The organism is Lysinibacillus sp. FSL K6-0075 (genome assembly GCF_038592945.1).
Lineage (GTDB): Bacteria > Bacillota > Bacilli > Bacillales_A > Planococcaceae > Lysinibacillus > Lysinibacillus fusiformis_F.
Window position 1 is genome coordinate 4,599,844 of the sequence record NZ_CP151947.1, and the last position, 20,785, is coordinate 4,620,628.

Genomic DNA, 20,785 nt, shown 5'->3' on the forward strand with positions numbered 1-20,785 from the left:
CCCTTTTCGTTAATTTGTAGACAGTACTTTTTCCCAATCAATCGTACCATTTTTAATTTGTTCGCGTTTTTCTTTATTCATGATATCATTTGGACGCCCGCCTTTTGGCCAGTCTTTTTCATGGTTTGCCCACTCTGGACGATCTTGCAATAAAATAAAGGCAGCTAAATCAGCAGCTTCTTGATCTGTTAAAGTCCCAGCTGCACCTACTGGCATATTATTTTGAATATAACCAGCCATTTTTGACATACGTGCCATACCCGCTCCATCATTAAAGGAATTATCTCCCCATAAAGCTGGACCAGTATTGGCACCTGTACCAGCGCCATCAGCTGCATGACAGGCTATACATGACTGTGCATAAAGCTCCTCACCGTCGGCAACATTCGGAATCGGGACATTTTTCATATCACTAGTGCCTGCCCATTCACGTTTTGCGCCAATTGGAACACCTTCAGAAATATACGCGAAATACGCTACCATAGCCTCTAGCTCATCACTATTCATTTCAAATTTTTTACCATTCATACTGCGAACCATACAGCCATTAATGCGCTCTTCTATTGTAACCACACCACCTGAGCGTCCAATGTATTGTGGATAATTTGCCATTACACCTACTAATGATGAGGCTTGCTCGTCATAGCCAGCACCTGCATGACAGCTTGTGCAGGATAGTTGGTTTCCTACATACTCATCTGCCGCAACATGCGTGTTATTAACAAGTTCATAGCCATATAATATTGCTTCTTTCATTGGACCATCTGGTACTTCATCAATACTCGGCGGAGCATAGACCACTGACTGAGCAGCTGCTGTTGTTGGTACATGCGTTTGCACTGTCGCTTCTTTCTCACTCGCATTCGAATCAACTGAAATTTTGTCACTGACAAACGTCCCAACAAAAATGGCGCCTGCTAACAGTACTGTTCCTGCTACTCCCGCTACTATAGGTTTCATCTATAATACCCCCCTTTGTATTCTCACTTATATTTTAGCAACATAACAATTTATTGGATGTGATTTTTCTCACACTACAATAAAATAGAACCATTCAGATGATAAAAATGGTTAAATTATACATTTAATTTTGTTCTATAACACAGAAAACAAGACTTAATACCTCTTGCAGTATACATTTATTTCTAATCAAAAAATGTCGAGTACAAATATGCACTCGACATTTTTTAAAGTTTTTTATAGTTTACATTGGCCATTAGCACATGCCGATTCTCCATTACCATTTATCGTTACAGTTGGCTGAATACCAGCTATTTCAGCAGTTTGATGCAAAGTTCGCACAAACACTTCATTCGGCTCAGCACCTTTAATACCGTAACGATTTTCAAATACAAAGAACGGTACACTCCGCACGCCAAGTTGCTGTGCATCATAGCGATCCTTGTCTAGCTCTTCACTAAAATCAGTTGAAGCTAATATTCCCTCCGCAACTTCTCTAGCCAAATCCAATTGCACAATAACATTTAATAAAAATTCATCGTTATTTAAATCTTCACCATCTTTAAAATAACCAGCCATTAGTGCTTCAGTATAAGCGGCTGCTTTACCAAATTGCTGCGTCCACTTCGCTAAACGATGAGCCTTTTCTGTATGCGCTGTTGTCATCTTAGCAAAATCATACTGCAAACCAACTTCCGTTGCTCTCATAGCTATACCCTTGACCATATTTTCCACTTCTTCTAGCGCAACATCATATTTTTTAGCCATCGCCTCATAAAAGGATGGTGCATTCAATTTCGGTGTATCCAGGCCTATTTGAAATGCTTTATATTCTATTTCCACTTGTCCTGTATAGCCTGCAATGTCAATTGCCCGTTCAAGCTCTCGCTTACCAATATAACAATATGGACATGTAAAATCGGAAAAGACTTCAATTTTCATTACCATACCCCCTTATAATATATCCATCCAAATTTTAATAGCCGTCGCTAATATAAGAACGGCTAAAATAATTTGTAGGAATTTTGTATTTAACTTGCCCCCTACTTTCGCACCTAGAGGAGCCGCTATTAGACTAGATACAATTAGAATGAGGGCTGGATAATATTCAACTTGTCCTGTCATCAATTTCCCGACGGTACCTCCTATTGAGGAGATAAACGTAATAGCAAGGCTTGACGCAATGGTCATTCGAGTGGGAATGCCTAAGACAACAAGCATGATTGGTACTAATAAAAATCCACCAGCTGCCCCCACAATCCCGGAACCGATCCCAACAATGAAAGCTAATAGGACCGCCCATGGTTTATTAAATGTAACAGCCTGCATCGGTTGATCATCAATTTGCTTTTTCGGTATGAACATCATCACAGCTGCAATTAACGCAAGAATTCCATAGACAATGTTAATGCCAGACTCTGATAAAAATTTTGAACCGAAGCTACCTATAAAGCTTCCCGTTAATATGGCACTCCCCATATAAATAATAAGTGATTTATTTAAATATCCGCCTTTGCGATAGACCCAAACACCAGAAAGAGCAGCAAAAAGTACTTGAATCGCACTAATCCCTGACACTTCATGTGCCGAAAAGGCCGCAAATCCTAGTAATGGCGGTATATAGAGTAGCATTGGGAAATTGATGATGGCACCGCCAATACCTAACATCCCTGATACAAATGAACCGAGAAAACCAATAAGTAAAATGGTTAAGATCCATGCAATATCCATTTATTTTTCCTTCTTTCTGGCTGTATTCGACAAAAGGAAAGAAGGGTTGTTCTACTGTAATAGACAACCCTCAATCAGCTCTATGCTTTCTGAATGAAAAATGTAATGACGCCAGCCTCTTCAGATTGATCTAAAATGATATGGCCTCCAGCTTTTGACCAAGCAGGAATATCCGCTAAAGCTCCTTTATCCGTCACCTGAACTTCTAAAACTTCCCCTGGCATTAGGGTATCTATTGCTTTTTTTGTCTTCACAATAGGCATTGGACATGAAAGGCCTTTTGCATCTAGTTGTAAACTTGATTTCATCATAATCTCCTTCGACTCGGCAAAGGTTGTAAGCGATTTTGCCGGTTCTTCTTGTTCTATATCTCCATGAAGGATGAGCGCCTTCAATTCACGAAATTTACATGCAACAAGCATACATGCATACTCATTGCACTTTAGCATGCTTTATCGTACAGCACAGCGATTTGGTCCAATTTCCATCTCTGTTTGCTCATCTAACGCAGGTGTTATTTTCCCCATATTCACCTGACGGATTTCTTGATAGGCATTTGGTTGTGGAGGTAATTCATCTGTTACCACACGTCTAAATTCTTCTTCATGTTGAATATTTAAACCATGGTTTTGTACAAATAAATCCCCTAGTCGTTTCGCAACCGTTCCATCTTCATTCAGCTCATCAATAATCATAAAATGTGCTGGTAAGACAATAAGGTCATCAGACAATTCTCGATAACGCTTGTAAAGAGTGTCTCGTAAATCCCCAACCCAATCATCAGCAAGGCCAGCTAAATCAGGACGTCCGATTGAATCGATAAATAAAATATCTCCTGTTAATAAATATTTGCTGTCAACAACAAATGAAGTAGAGCCAATTGTATGGCCCGGAGAATAAATGGCTCCTACGTCTATTTTTGATGCTCCGATTTGAACATTTGTTCCATCAGCTAACGGAGTATATTGGAACACAACTTCCTCAGCGTCTTTAGGTGGCAAATAATAAGTTGCGCCTGTCATCTCTGCGATATGGCGACCACCCGAAATGTGATCAGCATGTAAATGTGTATCAAAAACATGTTTAATTTGGACGTTTTTATGCTCTGCAAAGTTTATAAATACATCTATAAAACGTACAGCATCAATAATAGCTGCTTCACCTTCAGAAAGGACCATATAAGACAGACAACCCTTTCCTAAACGAACAAATTGATAAAGCTCGCCTCCACCTGTTAAATCGCCAACTTTGATCGGCTCTAGATACTCACTCCAAGATTTCATACCTCCAGCTAAGTAAGCAACATCACGACCTGCTGTTGATAACATCTCAGCAATCATCAATGATGACCCCTCTTTAGCACAAACCACTAATACTTCTTTATCAGCTGGGATTTTCGGTAAAATAAACTCAATACCATCTAACAGTTCAAAATACGGTATATTTAAGTACTCAAAACGATGTCCATCAATTTTCCAATCTTCGAATGCATCCGCATTACGAACATCTAAAATAAACAACTCTTCATTGTGAATAACCTTTTTAGCTACTTGTGATGCGCTCCATTTTCGAATTGACATCTCTTTACCCCCATCGGTATTATTTTTATGTTTTTTATAGCAGAGAGGGGTGTCCTCTCCGCTTTTATAAGTAGGTCACTAGAATGTAAGTGACGGTGCTGCGTCTTTCGCGAATTCAAGGAATGTTACAGCTCCTCCCACTTCAATCCCCTCAATGAAATCTTCAGTAGTTAAACCCATTACATCCATCGTCATCTGGCAAGCAATAAATTTCACACCTAATTCTTGTGCCATCTCCACTAGTTGAGGAATAGCTGGCACATTTGCTTTTGTAAAGCCTTCTGCATAATGTTCTGCTCCAGCTGGCATTGGTAATGCATGCATACCTTGCTTATGAATTAGATTCAGGCCTTCAAATGTAAAGAAGATAGCTACCTCTTTCTCAGAAGCTGCTGCAGCTGTTGCGATATTGAACACCTTGTACGCATCAAATAAACCACCGTTACTTGCAATGATTGCTACTTTGTTCGACATAATAAAATTCCTCCAATTTAAATGTTTTTTGTTAAATCGCCTGCCCAAGATATCATACCTGGTAAGACGTTAAATACTTTCGTAAAACCACGTGTAGCCAGCTTTTGCGCAGCCATGTCACTGCGTTTTCCAGTACGACAAATAACGTATATCTCCTGCTCTTTATCAAGCTCAGGAAGTCGTGCTTCCAGTTCGCCCATTGGTATCGATTTTGCTCCCGCAATATGCCCAAAAGCGAATTCCGCTTCCTCACGTACATCAAGAATTAATCCTTTACGACTTGTGATTTGCTCTAGATCAATTGTTTGTTCAAATGTCATTTCTTCTATTTGGTCATTTGTACATTTACGAATATAATGTTTTAGCACACCATCATCTTCTAAAGTACCAATATACTGATGACCTACAGTTTCAGCCCATGCTGCAATATCAGCTTTTGACCCTTTATCTGTCGCAGCTACTTCTAAAATTTGACCATCTACTAAATCAGCCATCGCTTTTTTTGTTTTCACAATCGGCATTGGGCAAGAAAGACCCTTGGCATCTAGCTGAAAATCCGCCTTCATACTTCCCACATCCTTCATATACCTACACAGGTATTATTTTATTCAAAAAAAAATAGATATAATCTATAACTGTACTTTGCCCTCCCAAGCTAACATACCACCAGTCATGTTAGTTACGTTAAAGCCATTACTTTCTAATATTTGAGTAGCCCGAGCACTTCGTCCGCCTGATCGACAAACCATAATATACGACTCCCTCTTATTTAATTCATGTAGCCGAAACTCTACTAAACCTAGCGGGATATGAAGAACGCCTGGAATGTGACCATCCTCTACTTCATCTACCTCTCGCACATCAATAAGATTCAGCTTCCCTCCTTGCTCCATCGTTTGCTGCACTTCTTTGGCTGTAATTTCTTTCATTTTTTCTCCTCCTAGTATGCACTCATTCCACCACGAACATTGGAAACACGCTCAAAGCCTTGCTTTTTCAGTTGCTTACAAGCCTGACTACTTCGCATGCCACTTTGACAAATAACTATGATTTCTTTATCCTTCGGTAGTTTTTCAAAGCTCGATCCAAGCGGAACATTTTTAAATTGGGAGATATGCCGACCTTTATACTCAGCAGGCGTGCGTACATCGATAAATAGCTTATCCTTATCATCCAGCATATCTTTTAATTGGGCTGTAGAAATTGATTGAACGCCCTTTATTGGCTTCATTCGCCAAAAGAAAAAGGCTGCGATAAGCGCAATAATAATCCATATTTCCATATGATCTGTCCTCCTTTTATACGATTATGGGTATATCCAAGTTATCGACTTTTAACGACCAAATCCATTGCCTCTTGGATAGCAGCATTCATTTTTTCAGCATTACCTTCAGCAGTCGATACACAATCTAATAAATTTTCACTAACAATGACACCAATCGTCCGGTCAACAGCAGAACGCACGGCAGATAGCTGTGTAATCACATCTTTACAACTTTGACCTTCTTCCATCATGCGTAAAATACCACGCATTTGACCTTCCATACGCTTCACACGGTTTGCAGTGTTTGGACCATATGCCATTCTGTTACGCCCCCTTTCAGAACGATTGATTGGATTTCCTTACGAGATTCATATTATACCCCTATAGGTATATTGTCAATATGAAAGCTTCAAACTTTTTTATCGTGCTACAATTCCGGGGTACAATGTTCTCCCCATTGCGTTAACCCCGTCTATCTGCTTCCTTATTATTTCAACAAAAAAACCCTGCTACGAGTTATTACTCATAGCAGGGAATTCATTTTTTATTTAGCTAATTGCATGGCTGGTCCAAAGAATTCATAGTGAATTTTTTCATCTTTCACGCCAATTTCCTGTAAATTTTTAATAACCGCTTCCATAAAGCCTACAGGGCCACATACATAAACATCTGCATTATCAGCTACTTTTTCAGCTAGTAATTCTTTTGTAATAAGCTTGTCTTCATCTGAGTATAAAGCTGTATATGATGCATTCGGTAATACGTTTACTTTCTCTTGAATGTCATCACTGAACGCTACAACTTTCTCATTACGAGCACATTGGATAAAGTTCACTTCATTCGCTGCATTATCATTTAAAGATTGCAACATACTGTTTAAAGGTGTTACACCGATACCGCCACTTACAAATGTAATTGGTGCAACCGTTTCTTCTAACACAAATAATCCAGCTGGAGCACTTACATCTACTAAATCTCCAACTTGTAAGTGATCGTGAATATAATTCGACACTTTACCATTTGGCGTATGATCGCTTTCACGTTTCACCGAAATACGATAGCCATCTTCTGCACTTGCTTGTGAAAGTGTATATTGACGGTTCATTAAATACTCTTCTCCTGGCACTTTCACTCGAATGGAGATGTATTGACCTGGTTCATAAGTTGGTAGAGGTGAACCATCTTCATTTACAAAATAGACAGAAGTTACTAAGTCACTTTCCACAACTTTTTTCGCCACTTTTAATGGTTTAAATAGACGCCACCCACCATTGTTCACAGTTTTTTGGTATAACTCTTCTTCTACTTGAATGAAAATATCTGCGATAACGCCATATGCCTCGGCCCATGCACCAATAATGTCATCAGTTGCTGCATCACCAAGTACTTCTTTAATCGCTTTTAATAAGTTTTCCCCAACGATTGGGTAATGTTCAGGTAGAATTCCTAAACTACGGTGTTTATGTGCAATAAGCATTACTGCTGGTAAAATTGCTTCTAAGTTTTCAATATGAACTGCTGCAGCATAAACAGTATTAGCTAGTGCTGTTTGCTGACGACCTTGCTCTTGGTTCGTGTGATTAAAAATATTCAGTAGTTCTGGATGAGCTTGAAACATATTTTTATAAAACGTCTTTGTGATTGCAACACCATGAACTTCTAATACAGGTACTGTTGCTTTAATGATTTGAATTGTTTCTTGTTTTAACATATCGCTTACCATCCTTTCGTGATTACAATATAACGCTTTCATTCTCTTAAAGCAATATATAAAATACATCTTTAACAAAATAGACATATTTGATGTATTTTAAATACATCTTTAAAAATAGGTTGAAGATATTATACTTCAATGTAAAAATGCTATAATTATTTTGAATTATAGAAAGTAGGGTGTTCGGATGCGCTTAACTTTATACACGGACTACTCTCTGCGCACACTTATCTATTTAGGCGCAAAGGAAGATGGTCAATTATCAACTATTCAAGAGATCTCAGATGCTTATAATATATCGAAAAACCATTTAATGAAGGTGACACACCAGCTTGGGTTATTAGGTTACATTGAAACAATTCGTGGACGCGGTGGTGGTATTCGCCTTGCTATCGATCCAAAAACCATTACCATTGGTGAAATTGTGCGTCATACAGAAGAGGATTTTCATCTTGTAGAATGTTTCGATAAAGAAAATAACCTATGTAAAATAGCTCCAGAATGTCAATTAAAAGGTGTGCTGTATGAAGCTTTGCAAGCCTATTTGAACGTGTTAGATCAATACACCTTGGACGATTTCCTTCATTCTAAGGAAAAATTAATGGCTCTACTGCTCGGTAAATAAAAATGCCCGCTCAACATTTGTTGAACGGGTATTTTTTATGAAGTTGCTTATAATTGCTTTGAAAAGAAAATCATATCCAATGCACGAATACCATTTTCATAAATTGGTTCTGGATAATGACTGAAGAAGTCCTTTTCAATAGCTTCCATGCGAAAACCTGCTTTTTGATAAAAAGCGATATTATCGATACTTGAGTTCGCCGTTCCAACCAACACCGTTTGATAACCATCCTTTTGGCACTTTTCAGTGAGTTGTCGCAAAATCTCTTTGCCTATTCCCTTCCCTTGATACTTTGGTACAATAGCAATATTTTTCAATTCAATTGTAGTATCGGTTTGAGGAACGACCAATGCCACTCCCACCAGCATTTCTCCACAATTAATTTTATATAATGTACCCGTATCTAAATATTTCCGAACCGCCACTTCACTTTCATCCGCTAATAAAAGCTGAGGTAAAAAAGCTTCTCTGTCTCCTTCTACCTTCTCTAGTGATGTTCGATAACGGACATAATCTTCTCGTTCAAAAACATTTAATACACATGGTTGCTTTTCCTTCACTTCTAACCAAGAATGCTCCTCAGGATAATCTTTTTCCACCCCTACTCGAGCAAAAGGTAGCTTTTCTTGGGCTTTTTGTGAACGGATATTAACCTTCCGTGCTCCTGCAAATACACGTGATAATCCCAACTCAAAAAACGCAATATCTAAGATAGCCTTTTTTGCTTCAAGATTATAGCCCTTCCCCCAAAATTGATAGCCAAGCCAAGAGCCGATATGACAGCTCTTTTTATGATGGTCTATAAACATCAGAGATGTAACACCAATGACTTGCCCCTCCTCATTTAAAACCACACGAGGAACGGTTTTACCTTCTTCTTCATCTATACGTTCACGCTTAATAAAATGAATCGTGTCTTCTACCTTGCCAGCAGGTAAGCCAAGGGCATCACGAACCTGTGGCATAGAAGACAACGCATGCATAGCCTCGGCATATTTGATATCGTGTCTCACTAAAGTTACCGTCATCTTCTATTCTCCTTTATTTCTGTTAACTATACATTTTCTTTATTGTAAAGCTTACGAAAAACTTTTTCATCGATTGGAACATACATAAAATGTAATAATCTTTGTAGCCTTACAAACTACTTTAAATAAGGGCAACAAAAACTACAACCAAACGAGTTATAAAAAAGTTTACTTTATTAATGCATTCATTATTCCTTTCTATAAAAAGATCAACTGTATTTTATGCATTACTCGCTTTGCAACATTTCATTATAAAACACTTATTGTAAAATATATAATTTTTTCCACAAAATTTTTGACATGGTATTTTTGTAATGTTATCACTTGTTGGAATTTAATTCAAAATTAAGAAGTAAACTGAAGAAGTATTTTGGTAAGTTAGCTTCTGTAGCCTAAGCTACAACTATTGTCGGTGGTGGATTCAGTATCAATGCTAGTGCTTCTGAATTAGAAACAAATGCAATAGGAAATACATACGAGGTTCCTGCACCAGCTTTAGAAGAATCAATTAACTCAACAGATGAATTTAAAGTTACAGTTACTTTTGTACCTGTGGATGGAGAAGAGATAGGTTTCCAACCTCGAGATGCTACACATGAAATATTTGTTGGTCAACCATTCAAAATGCAGGGTACCCACCATCTACTTTTATACGGAATGAATGCTATCGAACTTAAAGGGAATCTGGCTATTGGTAAAAATGTAGGTACAGCTCAAGTTAAAGCTTTTAAATCAGATGGATCTGTCCTTGGCGTTTATACTTTTGTAGTAATTAGATAATTTGAAATACTAGATAGTAGAGAAAGTGAGCTTTGTCTCACTTTCTCTACTATTTTATTTTTGTGAATTAATAGGTAGTGTAACCTCTAGTTCAGGAATATATTGAATCTTTGGTTCACCATTTTCATCCATTTGAAATGCACCCATTTCATTTTCATCAAAGAGGTATATATACGGCTTAAGGGTTATTGTTTTTGGAACAGATTCAAACGGGTTGTACCGAGAATCCGTAATCTTATCGCTTCCATTCGTAGCATGCCAACCATTACCACCAATTAATTTGAGTTTGCGACCTTGATCATCAAAAACATCTATACCCATCGTTAGTAAAGGTAGTGTGAAAGTTGAGTTATCCATTAAAACGAGTCTTGTAGTTATTCCTGTTGTTATTGGTGTCAGTTGAATCTGTTCAACAGTAAAATGTATATTATCGTATTTCCTACTTACATTAGGTTGTAAGGTCACATAGTCTTCAACTTTATTTTTCACAGGAATATCAATTTTCAAAGGATCTTCTATGCCATTTATTGAAGTAGATAACGTCAAATCAAATTGCTCGGGGAAAGAAGCTCCTCCCTGATTATTCAAATCTGAAAACTCAATAATAGCAGAATCTTTATCTTTACCATTGTGTATCATAGGATGAACAGAATTAGAATCATTCGCAGCAAAAGAATCAACAGAATTACCATTTATAAACAATTCGATATCACTGATTTGTTCTATTAAATTTCTTTTTGAAAATTCACCTTCTGTTTGAAGACGTTCAATAGCAATTGAAACACGTGTACCGTCATACACTACTTCAGATACACTTAATGTAAAGCCATCTTTAGTAACACTTGTATGGAGTTTCGTTGAGAGCCCTTTTTCATCAGCAGCTTTCAGGCCAAGATCACCCGTAAGTTTAAAAATAGATGATAGTAAAGGAACTTCTTTTATAGTGGCAGCCATCGTTGGTGAAATTAAGCTAGTGATAAATAACAGACTTAAAATCATTGCTGCAGAGGCTGTCATCATCATCACTCTTTGGCGCATTTTCTTATGGGTTCTAAAACTTTCTGGCTGCTTTGAGTTACGTTTATTTTCATATTTGTCCATTGTCTGATTTACCAAATCCACTTCCAGAGGTGTTTCCCGAATAAACCTTTCTATCTGAGTTAACTCCTTATCCTCCAGTTTTGAACGAGTGTCCATAAATATCCCCTCCTAACATATTTTCCTTCATCAATTTTTTACGTAATCGTTCATACTTTTTTCTTACTGTGGCTGCTTTCATATCCATAATGGCAGCAATTTCATCAAAGCTATACTCCTCAATAGAACGAAGTAATAAAATCCTTTTTTCATCTACATGTAAGTTTTCCAATAGCCTATGTACCATTTCATCATATTCAGGTATCGGAGCTTGCGTCTGCTTCACCTGTTCTTGCTTCAGATTTAGCCAAAATTTATAGCCCTTATTTTTGGCTTTTATGACATCAATACAATGATGGTGGGCAATTTTATAAAGCCATGCTGACAAGGAAACCGTATAAGAAAATTTATGAATATTTTCTAATCCTTTAATAAAAATATCTTGTGAAGCATCCTCCGCCTCCTCTTTGGTTCCTAGCATATAGTAACAATAAATATAAATTTGCTTTTGAAAACAACGAATGATTTCTGCATAGGCACGTGTGTCACCTGATTGAACTTGCTCCACAATGGATTGAATATCTATATCAGCCCGCTCTTTTGATTGATTTAGTGCAGTCAAAGTTGTTCCCCCCTTTCCAATCTATATAACTGAAATTAATAGAAGTTTGTGACACTAGAAAAGAAATTTTAAAATTATTATTTAGATCCTGAATGTCATCGGGTTACTTAGAGAAATCTTTTATTTCGTACCATTAAAGCTGTTTCTTCCCTTCCTCGCCTATATAACTGAAATCAACAGCCATTTGTGACACATTAAAAAAATTTTTTCACAAAAATAAAACGCTTAAGGGTATCCTAAGCGTTTAAGGCTCACTATTTTATTTTGTAGCTTGTTATAAACCCTTTAATGATTGGGATCAATACACCTATCAATACAATGGGTAGGAACCACCAGCCTAATGAATTTACCTCACCAAGACCAATACGAACCATCTGAACCGATATAAAAGCAAATAAAATGAGACAGATATTCTTCACTTCATTTAGTATTTTTCTGCTATTCAAATAAAATGCTTTTACATTACTTTCATTTAAACGTGCTGGATAATTATGCATATGAGGTGCTTTTTCTAGCAGGCCCATTACAATCCATAAAAATAAACCGATTAATGGAAGAATAAATAATTCAATTTTTGAACCCCAGCGATCAACCTCACCCATCCCATTGAAATGACCAGGTATTTCGTCAGGCAACTTCCCCCATGCCAATATAATATAAAAGATGGATAAAATAAATATACTACCACCAATATAGTCCCATATCTTTTCTGATCTTGTTTTAGGTAACTTTAAAATTGGCCTAAACATTTTCTCCACCCCTGTTTTTTTCCTTTACTGCTTCTACGTTATGACTACTATTAAAGTTTCAAAATTTATGAAAATTGACTTAATATTCAACATTCACCATTAACTATCCCTATTATTAGTAGCATTATAGCTATAAAATCTACTTTTTTTATTACTTCATATATTAATAATACCCATTTTCAAACTACTAATTACAGTAGAAATACTCATAATACTTTGTAAAATCCATATAATCTGATATAAATGATATATATACATATTTCATTATTTTGTAACATTTCTACTAATTACTGAGAAAGGATATTTCAACTATGCGATTTACTATCTACAAGAAATTATTACTCGGTTTTTTTATAGTTATTTTAGTACTCGTTACAACAATCGGCTTAAATATAAAACAGCTTGATTCTGTGAATAAGACCTATCGTACATTACTGGAGGAACAAACTACTAAATCTATAAGTATTCAGGAATTACGGGTGATTGCAAAACAGGAAATTGTCAGCATGCGTGGTTACCTACTACTTGGAGACAAACAAAATTTTCAAAGCAATCAAGCCTCACGCGAGGAATTTAAACAAAAATCAGAAGAATTAATGGCTACTTTGGATTCAGAAAAATCAATTAAGCTACTTGAAGCTATTAATAAAAGTGAGCAAAGTGTTCAACAATTTGCAGATCGTATGTTTGACTTAAAAGCTGCTGGAGAAACAGAAAAGTACGAAAAATTGGACAGCACTCAAGGACGCTTAATTATTAAACAATTCGACGAGCGTGTTGAAAACCTTTCTAATTATCAAAATGAGTATGTTGAAGGAAAAATGGCTGCTACATCAAGCCAAATTCAAGATATCAAACTCCAAATGATGCTTCTTGGGGGCTTTGCTGTTATCATAAGTCTGATAATTGCTATGGTGGTTGGTAGTCTAATGTCTCGCCCAATTAACGGCATGGCCAAGGCTGCGAAAAAAATAGCTGAGGGTGACTTAACAGCTGAACAAATTCGTATAAAGAATCGTGATGAAGTGGGTGATTTAGCGCTTGCTTTTAATCAAATGGCTGCAAATTTAAAGGATTTAATTACGAATGTACGCCAAAACACTGTACAAGTAAGTGGTTCTGCTGCTGAGTTAACAGCCAGTGCAGATCAAACTATACAGGCTACAGAGCAAATCACTTCTTCTATTCAAGAGGTTGCTAGTGGCTCAGAGGCTCAAGGGAAAAATGCAACTGAAAGCTCAGAAGCCATGAAAAACATGACCAAAGGTATACAACAACTAGCTTCTACTACTGCGGCTGTTTCTGAACTAGCAATTGAGACAAATTCAGAGGCTAAGAAAGGGAATGATTCTTTACATCGTGTAATATCTCAGATGACTACAATCAATACGGCTGTCTTAGAGTCAGCAAGTGTTGTTAAAAATTTAGACGGACATTCCATTGAAATTGGTAATATCATTGGCATTATTACAGATATTGCAGAACAAACAAATTTATTAGCACTTAATGCAGCAATTGAAGCAGCCCGTGCAGGCGATCACGGACGTGGCTTTGCAGTCGTTGCAGATGAAGTGAAAAAGCTAGCAGAGCAATCAAAAAAATCCGCTGAGCAAATCGCTACCTTGATTTCTGAAATACAGCAGGATACAAACCGTGCTGTAACGGTGATGGATACTGGTACTCAAGAGGTTCAAATTGGTATGCAAGTAGTGAAGGTAGCAGAAGAAGGTTTCTCTAAGATTGTTGAGCTTATTGAGCAAGTATCCATGCAAATTCAAGAAGCAACGACAGTGTCTGAGGAGATGTCCTCCAGTGCAGAGCAAATTTATGCTTCCTTTGATGAAATCGCAACTATTGCCCAAATGTCCTCATCTAATTTACAAAATGTTGCCTCTGCTTCCGAAGAACAATTAGCTACTATCGAAGAAGTAGCAGCTTCAGCAGCAACACTTTCAAATATGGCAGAAGAGCTTCACACGCAAGTCTCTCGTTTTAAGGTAGAATAAAAAACTGCTCGTTTTCTTTAGGTTTATAGCCTCTAGAAAATGAGCAGTTTTTTCATGTTTTATGTATTTCTATTTGCTATGTTTCCGCTATACTTTTCGCCTAACATCTCAAGCATCTCAATAACAGCAGCTTCCTCACTCGCAACTTGTAAAGAGGCCTTTTCACGTACCTGATGCCCTCCTACACAAACACTTTCCTTAGCTTTCAAAAACATAGAAGCATCGTTTGCATCATTGCCAAAGGCGATAAACTCTCCTGCCTCAACACCCAATTTAGATAAGCCATTCCACTTGTCAATGCCATAAGGGCTTATATCCACTATATTTTCTGATGTATGCTCATATAGACAAACAGGAAGCTTTTGTAGCTCAGATAATACAGCATCAACATTCTCACCAGGAAATAAAACAACTTTTACTATGTCTCTAATATCCTGCAAGGCTACCTTTTTAGCTGCTTTTAAAGGATCTATATTTTGGTAAATCGGATGATCCTCACTACCTGTATAAGCATAATCCCAATGACTATCTACTAGGTATGGTAATTGAAAAGCTGTGATAACCTGGCGAATTGCGTCAGCTACTTCTGTAGTAAATGCTGTTACCTCAATTGTTTCACCATCACGAGCAATAAATGCGCCATTCCCACCTACCATTGGATATTTTCGCATCGATTCCGGTAATACAGGTAGTAGATCACGTATCGGTCTGGCTGAGGCAAAAATGACTTCATGTCCAAGCCGTCTACATGCCTCCAATGCATTAGTGATCTCTTCACTTAATGGCTTACCTTTAAAACAAATAGTACCATCTAAATCAAAGACAAATTTCATGATTTTCCTACCTTTCATATGCTAACTCACTTCATTATTATCTCACAGAAAATACATTTTTTAGTGCTTTGTTCTACACTTCACTAAATATCAAATATTTAATAAAATAGACATTACTTAAGACAGAATTAAATAAATTTTTAGAATATTATTGACAGGAAGTTAATATCCAAGTAATATTGCTTTCAACAACACATTGCAGGCCAAGATTGGAAATAGTAAAAGTGGTTGTGTACTTGTAGAGAGCCGATGGTTGGTGTAAATCGGTAGGCACACATTTTGAACTCGTCCATGAGCTACTCCCTGAACTTTTTAGTAAGGGATGTCGGTTTCCCCCGTTAACAGGATAGACAGTGATAGCTGTCGATAAGGGGACTTTTTCTATAAAGAGAAGGTCAATTAGAGTGGTACCGCGAGCATAAACTCGTCTCTATTTTTACATAGAGACGGGTTTTTTTATTTTTTAATGACTTATTGGCCTACGTGTAAATTTTAGATACTAATCACTAAAAAGGAGTGTTTGAAAATGGGAAGAAAAATTTGGGTGTTTGATACAACTTTACGTGATGGCGAACAGGTGCCTGGAGCAAAGCTAAATCTTTATGAAAAAGTAGAAATTGCACAGCAGCTGAAAAAATTGGGTGTTGATATTATCGAAGCTGGATTCCCTGCTTCTTCACAAGGTGATTTTGATGCCGTCAAAGCTGTAGCTGAAAAGGTTGGCAACACAAACGACATTATGATTACAGCATTAGCACGTGCTGTAAAAGCTGACATCGATGCTGTCTATAATGCTGTGAAATACGCTCAAAACCCGATGATTCACATGGTACTAGGAACATCTGATATTCATGTGGAGAAAAAATTCAGCAAGTCAAAAGACCAAATTTTACAAATTGGCGTGGATGCTGTGAAATACGCTAAAACATTATTACCACAAGTTCAATATTCCACAGAGGATGCATCTCGTTCTGACTTTGAATATCTTTGGAAAACAATTGAGGCTGTTATGAGAGCTGGCGCAACCATGATTAACGTTCCTGATACGGTAGGCTTTGCAGAGCCAGAGGAATTTGGAGAGATGATTTTTAAATTAAATGACCGTATGAAAAACTTAGACGATAGCGTTCTTTTAAGTGTTCATTGTCACAATGATCTTGGAATGGCAACAGCTAATACGCTAGCTGCTATTAAAAATGGTGCAGATAAGGTAGAGTGTACAATCAATGGTATCGGTGAACGCGCAGGTAATGCTGCATTAGAAGAAGTTGTCATGGCACTTAAAACTCGCAGCTCCGTCTACAATGCCGAAACGCGTATTAATACAAAAGAAATTATAAATACTTCACGTCTTGTTTCTAGCTTTATGGGCTTAGATGTACAGGTCAATAAAGCCATTACAGGAGATAATGCATTTGCCCATTCTTCTGGTATTCATCAGGATGGTTTGTTAAAATCTCGTGATGCTTATGAAATCGTCCATCCTGAGGATGTTGGTCTTGATGATATGGAGCTAGTACTAACAGCTCGCTCTGGTCGCCATGCAGTGAAAAATGCTCTTGAAAAATTAGGGTTTACTAATCTTTCTACAGAGGAATTTGAGGGTATTTTTGAAGGATTCTTAAAGCTTGCCGATGCGAAGAAAGAAGTATACGATCACGACTTATACGTTATTGTTGAAAGCTATTATGAAAAACATGATACCAATAATAAAAATGCTACACATTATAGTGAACAATTCTTTGATTTCGATGATCTACAAGTCGTCAGCAATACAAGCTTCCCTTCTGCAAGTGTTAAGGTTCGTAAAGGCGGCGAAATATTTAAAGCTAGTGCAGTAGGCTCTGGCCCAATCGATGCCCTGTATTCAGCCATTGCAGAAATTACAAATATGGATGTAAAACTAGTGGAATATAATATCAATAGTGTTTCACGAGGCAAAGAGGCTTTAGGTAAAGTAAAAATTACGATTGAACACGAAGGCGAAAAGTATATTGCAAAAGCAGCGGATACAGATATTCTTAAGGCAAGTGCTCTAGCCTATATTAATGCGATCAATAGCATTGTAGTGACAAAATTAACACCTGTTATGAATTAAATGAAAATAGCAAAGCAGTATGGCCCATGAGTCATACTGCTTTTTCAATCCTAGTGACTATCCCTAACTAATTTTTGATATTCCTCATCAATTCGTTCAATATCAAGACGTTCAAACAATGGCGTCACCTCTTGAATTAATTGAGGCAGCTCTACTTGCTCATGCCACATCATTTCATTTATACCTACCATGTTTCTTACTTTCTTTGCTGAAAACGGTAAGAAGGGATGCAGCAGCTGTCCTAAATTCGCAATGATATAGACGCAAGTTGCTAATGTACGATTACATGCCTCTACGTTTTCTTTTACCTGTAGCCATGGCTGTTGTTCATCAAAATAACGATTAGCTCCGCGAATATACTCAAAAATGGACTCTAACGCCTGTTTGAAATGGCCACCTTCGATAAGAATACCCGCTTCATTAAACAATTGTACGGTTTGTTTTCGAATGTCGCTATCCACCTCAGCTTGTGGAACCCGACAAGCAAATGATTTCTCAATAAACTTCAATGTACGGTTTACAAAATTACCATAGGCTCCGAGTAGTTCACCATTATGGCTATAAATAAATTCCCGCCATGAAAAATCAGTATCACGATTTTCTGGCGCATTCATCGTTAGGAAGTAACGAATAGAATCCGCATCATAACGACTTAAAATATAAGGAACCCATACAGCCCAATTCTGACTAGTAGATAATTTGCGTTTTTCTAATGTTAAATACTCATTTGATACAATATGGGTAGGTAATGCCTTAGATCCAATTCCCATTAAAATGGCTGGCCAAATAACTGTATGGAATGGAATATTATCCTTTCCATGTACATAGTATGAAATGGTCTCTTCATTCCATAAATCTTCAATGGCTATTTGATGCTCTTTTGCCCATTCTAAACTTGCTGTTAAGTACCCTGCTACAGCTTCAATCCATACATATATTTTTTTCCCTTCAAAACCTGGCACTGGAACATCTATGCCATTCGGTAAATCTCTTGTTACTGCTCGGTCAGGAACTCCTTCTGCCAAGTATCGCTCCGTTAACCCTAAAGCATTGTCTCGCCAGCGTTTCTCGGCTTTCGCTTGAGCTAAATAGGACTCCAATCTTCCTTGAAATTGACTAAAGGTAAAATAAAAGTGCTCCGTTTCCCGAATAACAGGTTCATTCCCACAAATTTTGCAGCGCTTATCAATTAAATCCAATGGGTCTAAAATTTCTGAGCAGTTATCACATTGATCTCCTCTTGCTTTCGCTCCACAATTTGGACAGAGCCCCTCAACAAATCGATCTGGTAGGAATTGCTTATCCGTCTCACAGTAAGCCTGTTCAATTTTCTTTTTGTATAAAAAATTGTTAGCCAGTAGCTGTAAAAAAAGGGCCTTAACGGATTCATGGTGGTGCTCCGCATCCGTTCTTGTGTACAAATCATAGGTAAATCCTAAATCATGAAAGCATCTAGTAAATTCATCATGATAGTGATTGGCAATAGCCTCTGTCGTTGTATTCTCTTGCGCGGCACGAATAGAAATAGGTGTACCATTACAATCACTGCCTGATACATATAAAACCTGCTCACCCTTTTGTCGGTAATATCTAGCCAAAATATCACCTGGTAATAATGCGGCAACATGCCCTAAATGCAAAGAGCCATTTGCATACGGCCAAGCGCCTCCAATAACAATCGTCATTCTAAATTGCTCCCCTCACAGAAAAAATGGTAAAAAAAATCGCCCTAATCAAATCTGATTAGGACGAGTATACCCGTGTTACCACCTATATTTACAAATAGCTCACACTATTTGCCTCTATCAGTACGTCTCCATTCAAAAAGAGAGATACTGCCGCTGTTGTAACGAGTGCCCATCTCGTCGTAATCTACTGGCTAAAAAGCTTTCGGTACGAAGCTCAAAGGTCATTTTCAAAAGGGTTCATTTACCTCATTTCCACCAACAGAGGCTCTCTACAAAATGTTAATCCAATTTACTTTTCCTTTTCAATGCTTTGTCTATAGGATTGGCACTATTTTACGCCTTCTTGTGAGGAAATGCAATGATTGTCGTTAAATCGTCCCTTTTTTTTGATACACTTTCGTGCGTTAATCTAAAGTAACATTTACCAATGCAGTTAAATCATCGATCACTATATCTGCTTTTTCTAATTCCCTGTCTTGTGCAAAGTCAAAGCGAACGCCTATCGATAGTAACTGATTATCCTTTGCAGCTTGGATATCCGAAGAACGATCTCCTACCACTGCTCCGTACTCAATTTTGTTTTCATCTACAACTCTTTTAACCAGATCTGATTTATGCCCACTTGCAATAGCTTGAATGCTATAGATTCCCTTTATAAAACGCTCTAACTGATAGGTTTCAACGATTGCTTGTAAATAGTCGACCTGTCCATTGCTCGCTATGTATAACGGATAATTCTCTGACAATGTTGCAAGGGTTTGTTCAGCATGTGGATACAATGCACCCTTATGTCCACGTATTTGCTCAATCAGCTTTACATGGAATAATACATTGCTCTCTTCTCGTATCTCCAGCGTATGCATAGGGCATAATGTTTCCCACACAACAGGTAAAGGAACACCCATTATTTCTCGATATTTTTCTATCGGCGTTTCGCCCTGCCATAAGCCACTTGTCCGCAGCACATCAAATGTTGCATCGAGCGCAGGCTCTAAAATAAGATTGGTTTGAAATAGTGTGCCATCCATATCAAAAATAAACGCTTTATTCATAGAATCACTCCTTCATTAATTATCAAAAAACGCCATATGCGGCTTTTCTTGCTTATAATAATCCAAACGATCTTGCAAAGTTCCTGTATGAAACTCAAATTTATGACCATCTGGGTCCGTAAAGTAAATCGATTTTTTGTCCTTCTCATCTCTTTGTCGACCTGCTAAAATATTGACCTTTAGTTGCACCAATTTGTCATACATCTTATCAAAGTCATCTTCCGCGATTGTGAAGGCAATATGCGTATAGGACTGATGGATGTCATTGCGCGGTATATCCTTCTCAACATTAAGAGCGAGCCACAGCCCATTTACATCAAAATAGGCTGTGCTGTTCCCCTTTACTAGCAACTTGGCATCGAATACTTTTTCATAAAATGTGATGGATTCCTCTAGATTAGATACTGAAAACAGTAAATGATTGATGTTTTGAATTGTCATAGC

The 20,785-nt window shown here is 37.5% G+C and carries 22 protein-coding genes and 2 other annotated features; of the genes, 3 read left to right on the forward strand and 19 right to left on the reverse strand.

Annotated features, from left to right (window positions below; all coding sequences use genetic code 11):
- Positions 1 to 9 precede the first annotated feature (9 nt).
- The 11 genes from MHB65_RS23075 to hmpA all read right to left on the reverse strand — a co-directional run bounded on the left by MHB65_RS23075 (position 10) and on the right by hmpA (position 7,720).
- Positions 10 to 960, reverse strand: coding sequence for a c-type cytochrome (locus MHB65_RS23075; RefSeq protein ID WP_342441857.1), 951 nt, complete (start codon positions 958 to 960; stop codon positions 10 to 12).
- 237 nt (positions 961 to 1,197) lie between these two features.
- Complete coding sequence (locus MHB65_RS23080) at positions 1,198 to 1,902, reverse strand: DsbA family oxidoreductase (protein WP_342441858.1); 705 nt, start codon at positions 1,900 to 1,902, stop codon at positions 1,198 to 1,200.
- A gap of 12 nt (positions 1,903 to 1,914) precedes the next feature.
- Complete coding sequence (locus MHB65_RS23085) at positions 1,915 to 2,691, reverse strand: sulfite exporter TauE/SafE family protein (protein WP_342441859.1); 777 nt, start codon at positions 2,689 to 2,691, stop codon at positions 1,915 to 1,917.
- A gap of 80 nt (positions 2,692 to 2,771) precedes the next feature.
- Entirely contained in the window at positions 2,772 to 3,002 is a 231-nt protein-coding gene (locus MHB65_RS23090) for a sulfurtransferase TusA family protein (protein WP_205447170.1), read from the reverse strand.
- A 141-nt stretch (positions 3,003 to 3,143) separates the two neighbouring features.
- Entirely contained in the window at positions 3,144 to 4,271 is a 1,128-nt protein-coding gene (locus tag MHB65_RS23095) for an MBL fold metallo-hydrolase (protein WP_342441860.1), read from the reverse strand.
- A 78-nt stretch (positions 4,272 to 4,349) separates the two neighbouring features.
- On the reverse strand, positions 4,350 to 4,745 hold the full coding sequence (locus MHB65_RS23100; protein ID WP_048394137.1) for a DsrE/DsrF/DrsH-like family protein: 396 nt from the start codon (positions 4,743 to 4,745) through the stop codon (positions 4,350 to 4,352).
- A 17-nt stretch (positions 4,746 to 4,762) separates the two neighbouring features.
- Positions 4,763 to 5,311 (reverse strand): sulfurtransferase TusA family protein, encoded by a 549-nt coding sequence (locus tag MHB65_RS23105; RefSeq protein ID WP_342441861.1) that lies wholly within the window; start codon positions 5,309 to 5,311, stop codon positions 4,763 to 4,765.
- A 63-nt stretch (positions 5,312 to 5,374) separates the two neighbouring features.
- On the reverse strand, positions 5,375 to 5,674 hold the full coding sequence (locus MHB65_RS23110; RefSeq protein WP_342441862.1) for a rhodanese-like domain-containing protein: 300 nt from the start codon (positions 5,672 to 5,674) through the stop codon (positions 5,375 to 5,377).
- 11 nt (positions 5,675 to 5,685) lie between these two features.
- Entirely contained in the window at positions 5,686 to 6,027 is a 342-nt protein-coding gene (locus tag MHB65_RS23115; RefSeq protein WP_342441863.1) for a rhodanese-like domain-containing protein, read from the reverse strand.
- 41 nt (positions 6,028 to 6,068) lie between these two features.
- Positions 6,069 to 6,329: a metal-sensitive transcriptional regulator gene (locus tag MHB65_RS23120; protein ID WP_016992895.1), complete on the reverse strand. Its 261-nt coding sequence runs from the start codon at positions 6,327 to 6,329 to the stop codon at positions 6,069 to 6,071.
- Between the two features lie 224 nt (positions 6,330 to 6,553).
- On the reverse strand, positions 6,554 to 7,720 hold the full coding sequence (gene hmpA, locus MHB65_RS23125; protein WP_205445981.1) for an NO-inducible flavohemoprotein: 1,167 nt from the start codon (positions 7,718 to 7,720) through the stop codon (positions 6,554 to 6,556).
- Positions 7,721 to 7,910: 190 nt separating this feature from the next.
- On the opposite strand from hmpA, the gene MHB65_RS23130 reads away from it, so the two are divergent.
- Positions 7,911 to 8,348 (forward strand): Rrf2 family transcriptional regulator, encoded by a 438-nt coding sequence (locus MHB65_RS23130; protein WP_004231845.1) that lies wholly within the window; start codon positions 7,911 to 7,913, stop codon positions 8,346 to 8,348.
- A 47-nt stretch (positions 8,349 to 8,395) separates the two neighbouring features.
- On the opposite strand, the gene MHB65_RS23135 is transcribed toward MHB65_RS23130, so the two are convergent.
- The 4 genes from MHB65_RS23135 to MHB65_RS23150 all read right to left on the reverse strand — a co-directional run bounded on the left by MHB65_RS23135 (position 8,396) and on the right by MHB65_RS23150 (position 12,664).
- Complete coding sequence (locus MHB65_RS23135; protein ID WP_342441864.1) at positions 8,396 to 9,376, reverse strand: GNAT family N-acetyltransferase; 981 nt, start codon at positions 9,374 to 9,376, stop codon at positions 8,396 to 8,398.
- An 834-nt stretch (positions 9,377 to 10,210) separates the two neighbouring features.
- Entirely contained in the window at positions 10,211 to 11,353 is a 1,143-nt protein-coding gene (locus MHB65_RS23140) for a DUF4179 domain-containing protein (RefSeq protein ID WP_342441865.1), read from the reverse strand.
- A complete protein-coding gene (locus tag MHB65_RS23145; protein ID WP_342441866.1) occupies positions 11,325 to 11,915 on the reverse strand; it encodes an RNA polymerase sigma factor in 591 nt (196 codons plus the stop codon). The genes MHB65_RS23140 and MHB65_RS23145 overlap by 29 nt, the downstream gene beginning before the upstream one ends.
- Positions 11,916 to 12,169: 254 nt before the next feature.
- Positions 12,170 to 12,664: a DUF1648 domain-containing protein gene (locus MHB65_RS23150; RefSeq protein ID WP_342441867.1), complete on the reverse strand. Its 495-nt coding sequence runs from the start codon at positions 12,662 to 12,664 to the stop codon at positions 12,170 to 12,172.
- A gap of 311 nt (positions 12,665 to 12,975) precedes the next feature.
- On the opposite strand from MHB65_RS23150, the gene MHB65_RS23155 reads away from it, so the two are divergent.
- Complete coding sequence (locus tag MHB65_RS23155) at positions 12,976 to 14,670, forward strand: methyl-accepting chemotaxis protein (protein WP_342441868.1); 1,695 nt, start codon at positions 12,976 to 12,978, stop codon at positions 14,668 to 14,670.
- A 59-nt stretch (positions 14,671 to 14,729) separates the two neighbouring features.
- Here MHB65_RS23155 and MHB65_RS23160 read toward each other — a convergent pair whose 3' ends face one another.
- Positions 14,730 to 15,503 carry an HAD-IIB family hydrolase gene (locus tag MHB65_RS23160; RefSeq protein WP_342441869.1) on the reverse strand — a complete coding sequence of 258 codons (774 nt, stop codon included), beginning with the start codon at positions 15,501 to 15,503 and terminating at the stop codon, positions 14,730 to 14,732.
- A gap of 196 nt (positions 15,504 to 15,699) precedes the next feature.
- Positions 15,700 to 15,938: a binding site (T-box leader), on the forward strand.
- 91 nt (positions 15,939 to 16,029) lie between these two features.
- Here MHB65_RS23160 and MHB65_RS23165 point away from each other — a divergent pair.
- On the forward strand, positions 16,030 to 17,601 hold the full coding sequence (locus MHB65_RS23165) for a 2-isopropylmalate synthase (RefSeq protein ID WP_342441870.1): 1,572 nt from the start codon (positions 16,030 to 16,032) through the stop codon (positions 17,599 to 17,601).
- 50 nt (positions 17,602 to 17,651) lie between these two features.
- Here MHB65_RS23165 and metG read toward each other — a convergent pair whose 3' ends face one another.
- The 3 genes from metG to fosM form a co-directional block, all read right to left on the reverse strand.
- Positions 17,652 to 19,286 (reverse strand): methionine--tRNA ligase, encoded by a 1,635-nt coding sequence (gene metG / locus MHB65_RS23170; RefSeq protein ID WP_342441871.1) that lies wholly within the window; start codon positions 19,284 to 19,286, stop codon positions 17,652 to 17,654.
- 56 nt (positions 19,287 to 19,342) lie between these two features.
- Positions 19,343 to 19,604 (reverse strand) — a binding site (T-box leader).
- An 89-nt stretch (positions 19,605 to 19,693) separates the two neighbouring features.
- Positions 19,694 to 20,341 (reverse strand): HAD hydrolase-like protein, encoded by a 648-nt coding sequence (locus tag MHB65_RS23175; RefSeq protein ID WP_342441872.1) that lies wholly within the window; start codon positions 20,339 to 20,341, stop codon positions 19,694 to 19,696.
- 15 nt (positions 20,342 to 20,356) lie between these two features.
- Positions 20,357 to 20,782, reverse strand: a complete 426-nt coding sequence (gene fosM / locus MHB65_RS23180; protein WP_205445992.1) for a FosM family fosfomycin resistance protein — start codon at positions 20,780 to 20,782, stop codon at positions 20,357 to 20,359.
- Positions 20,783 to 20,785: the final 3 nt, after the last annotated feature.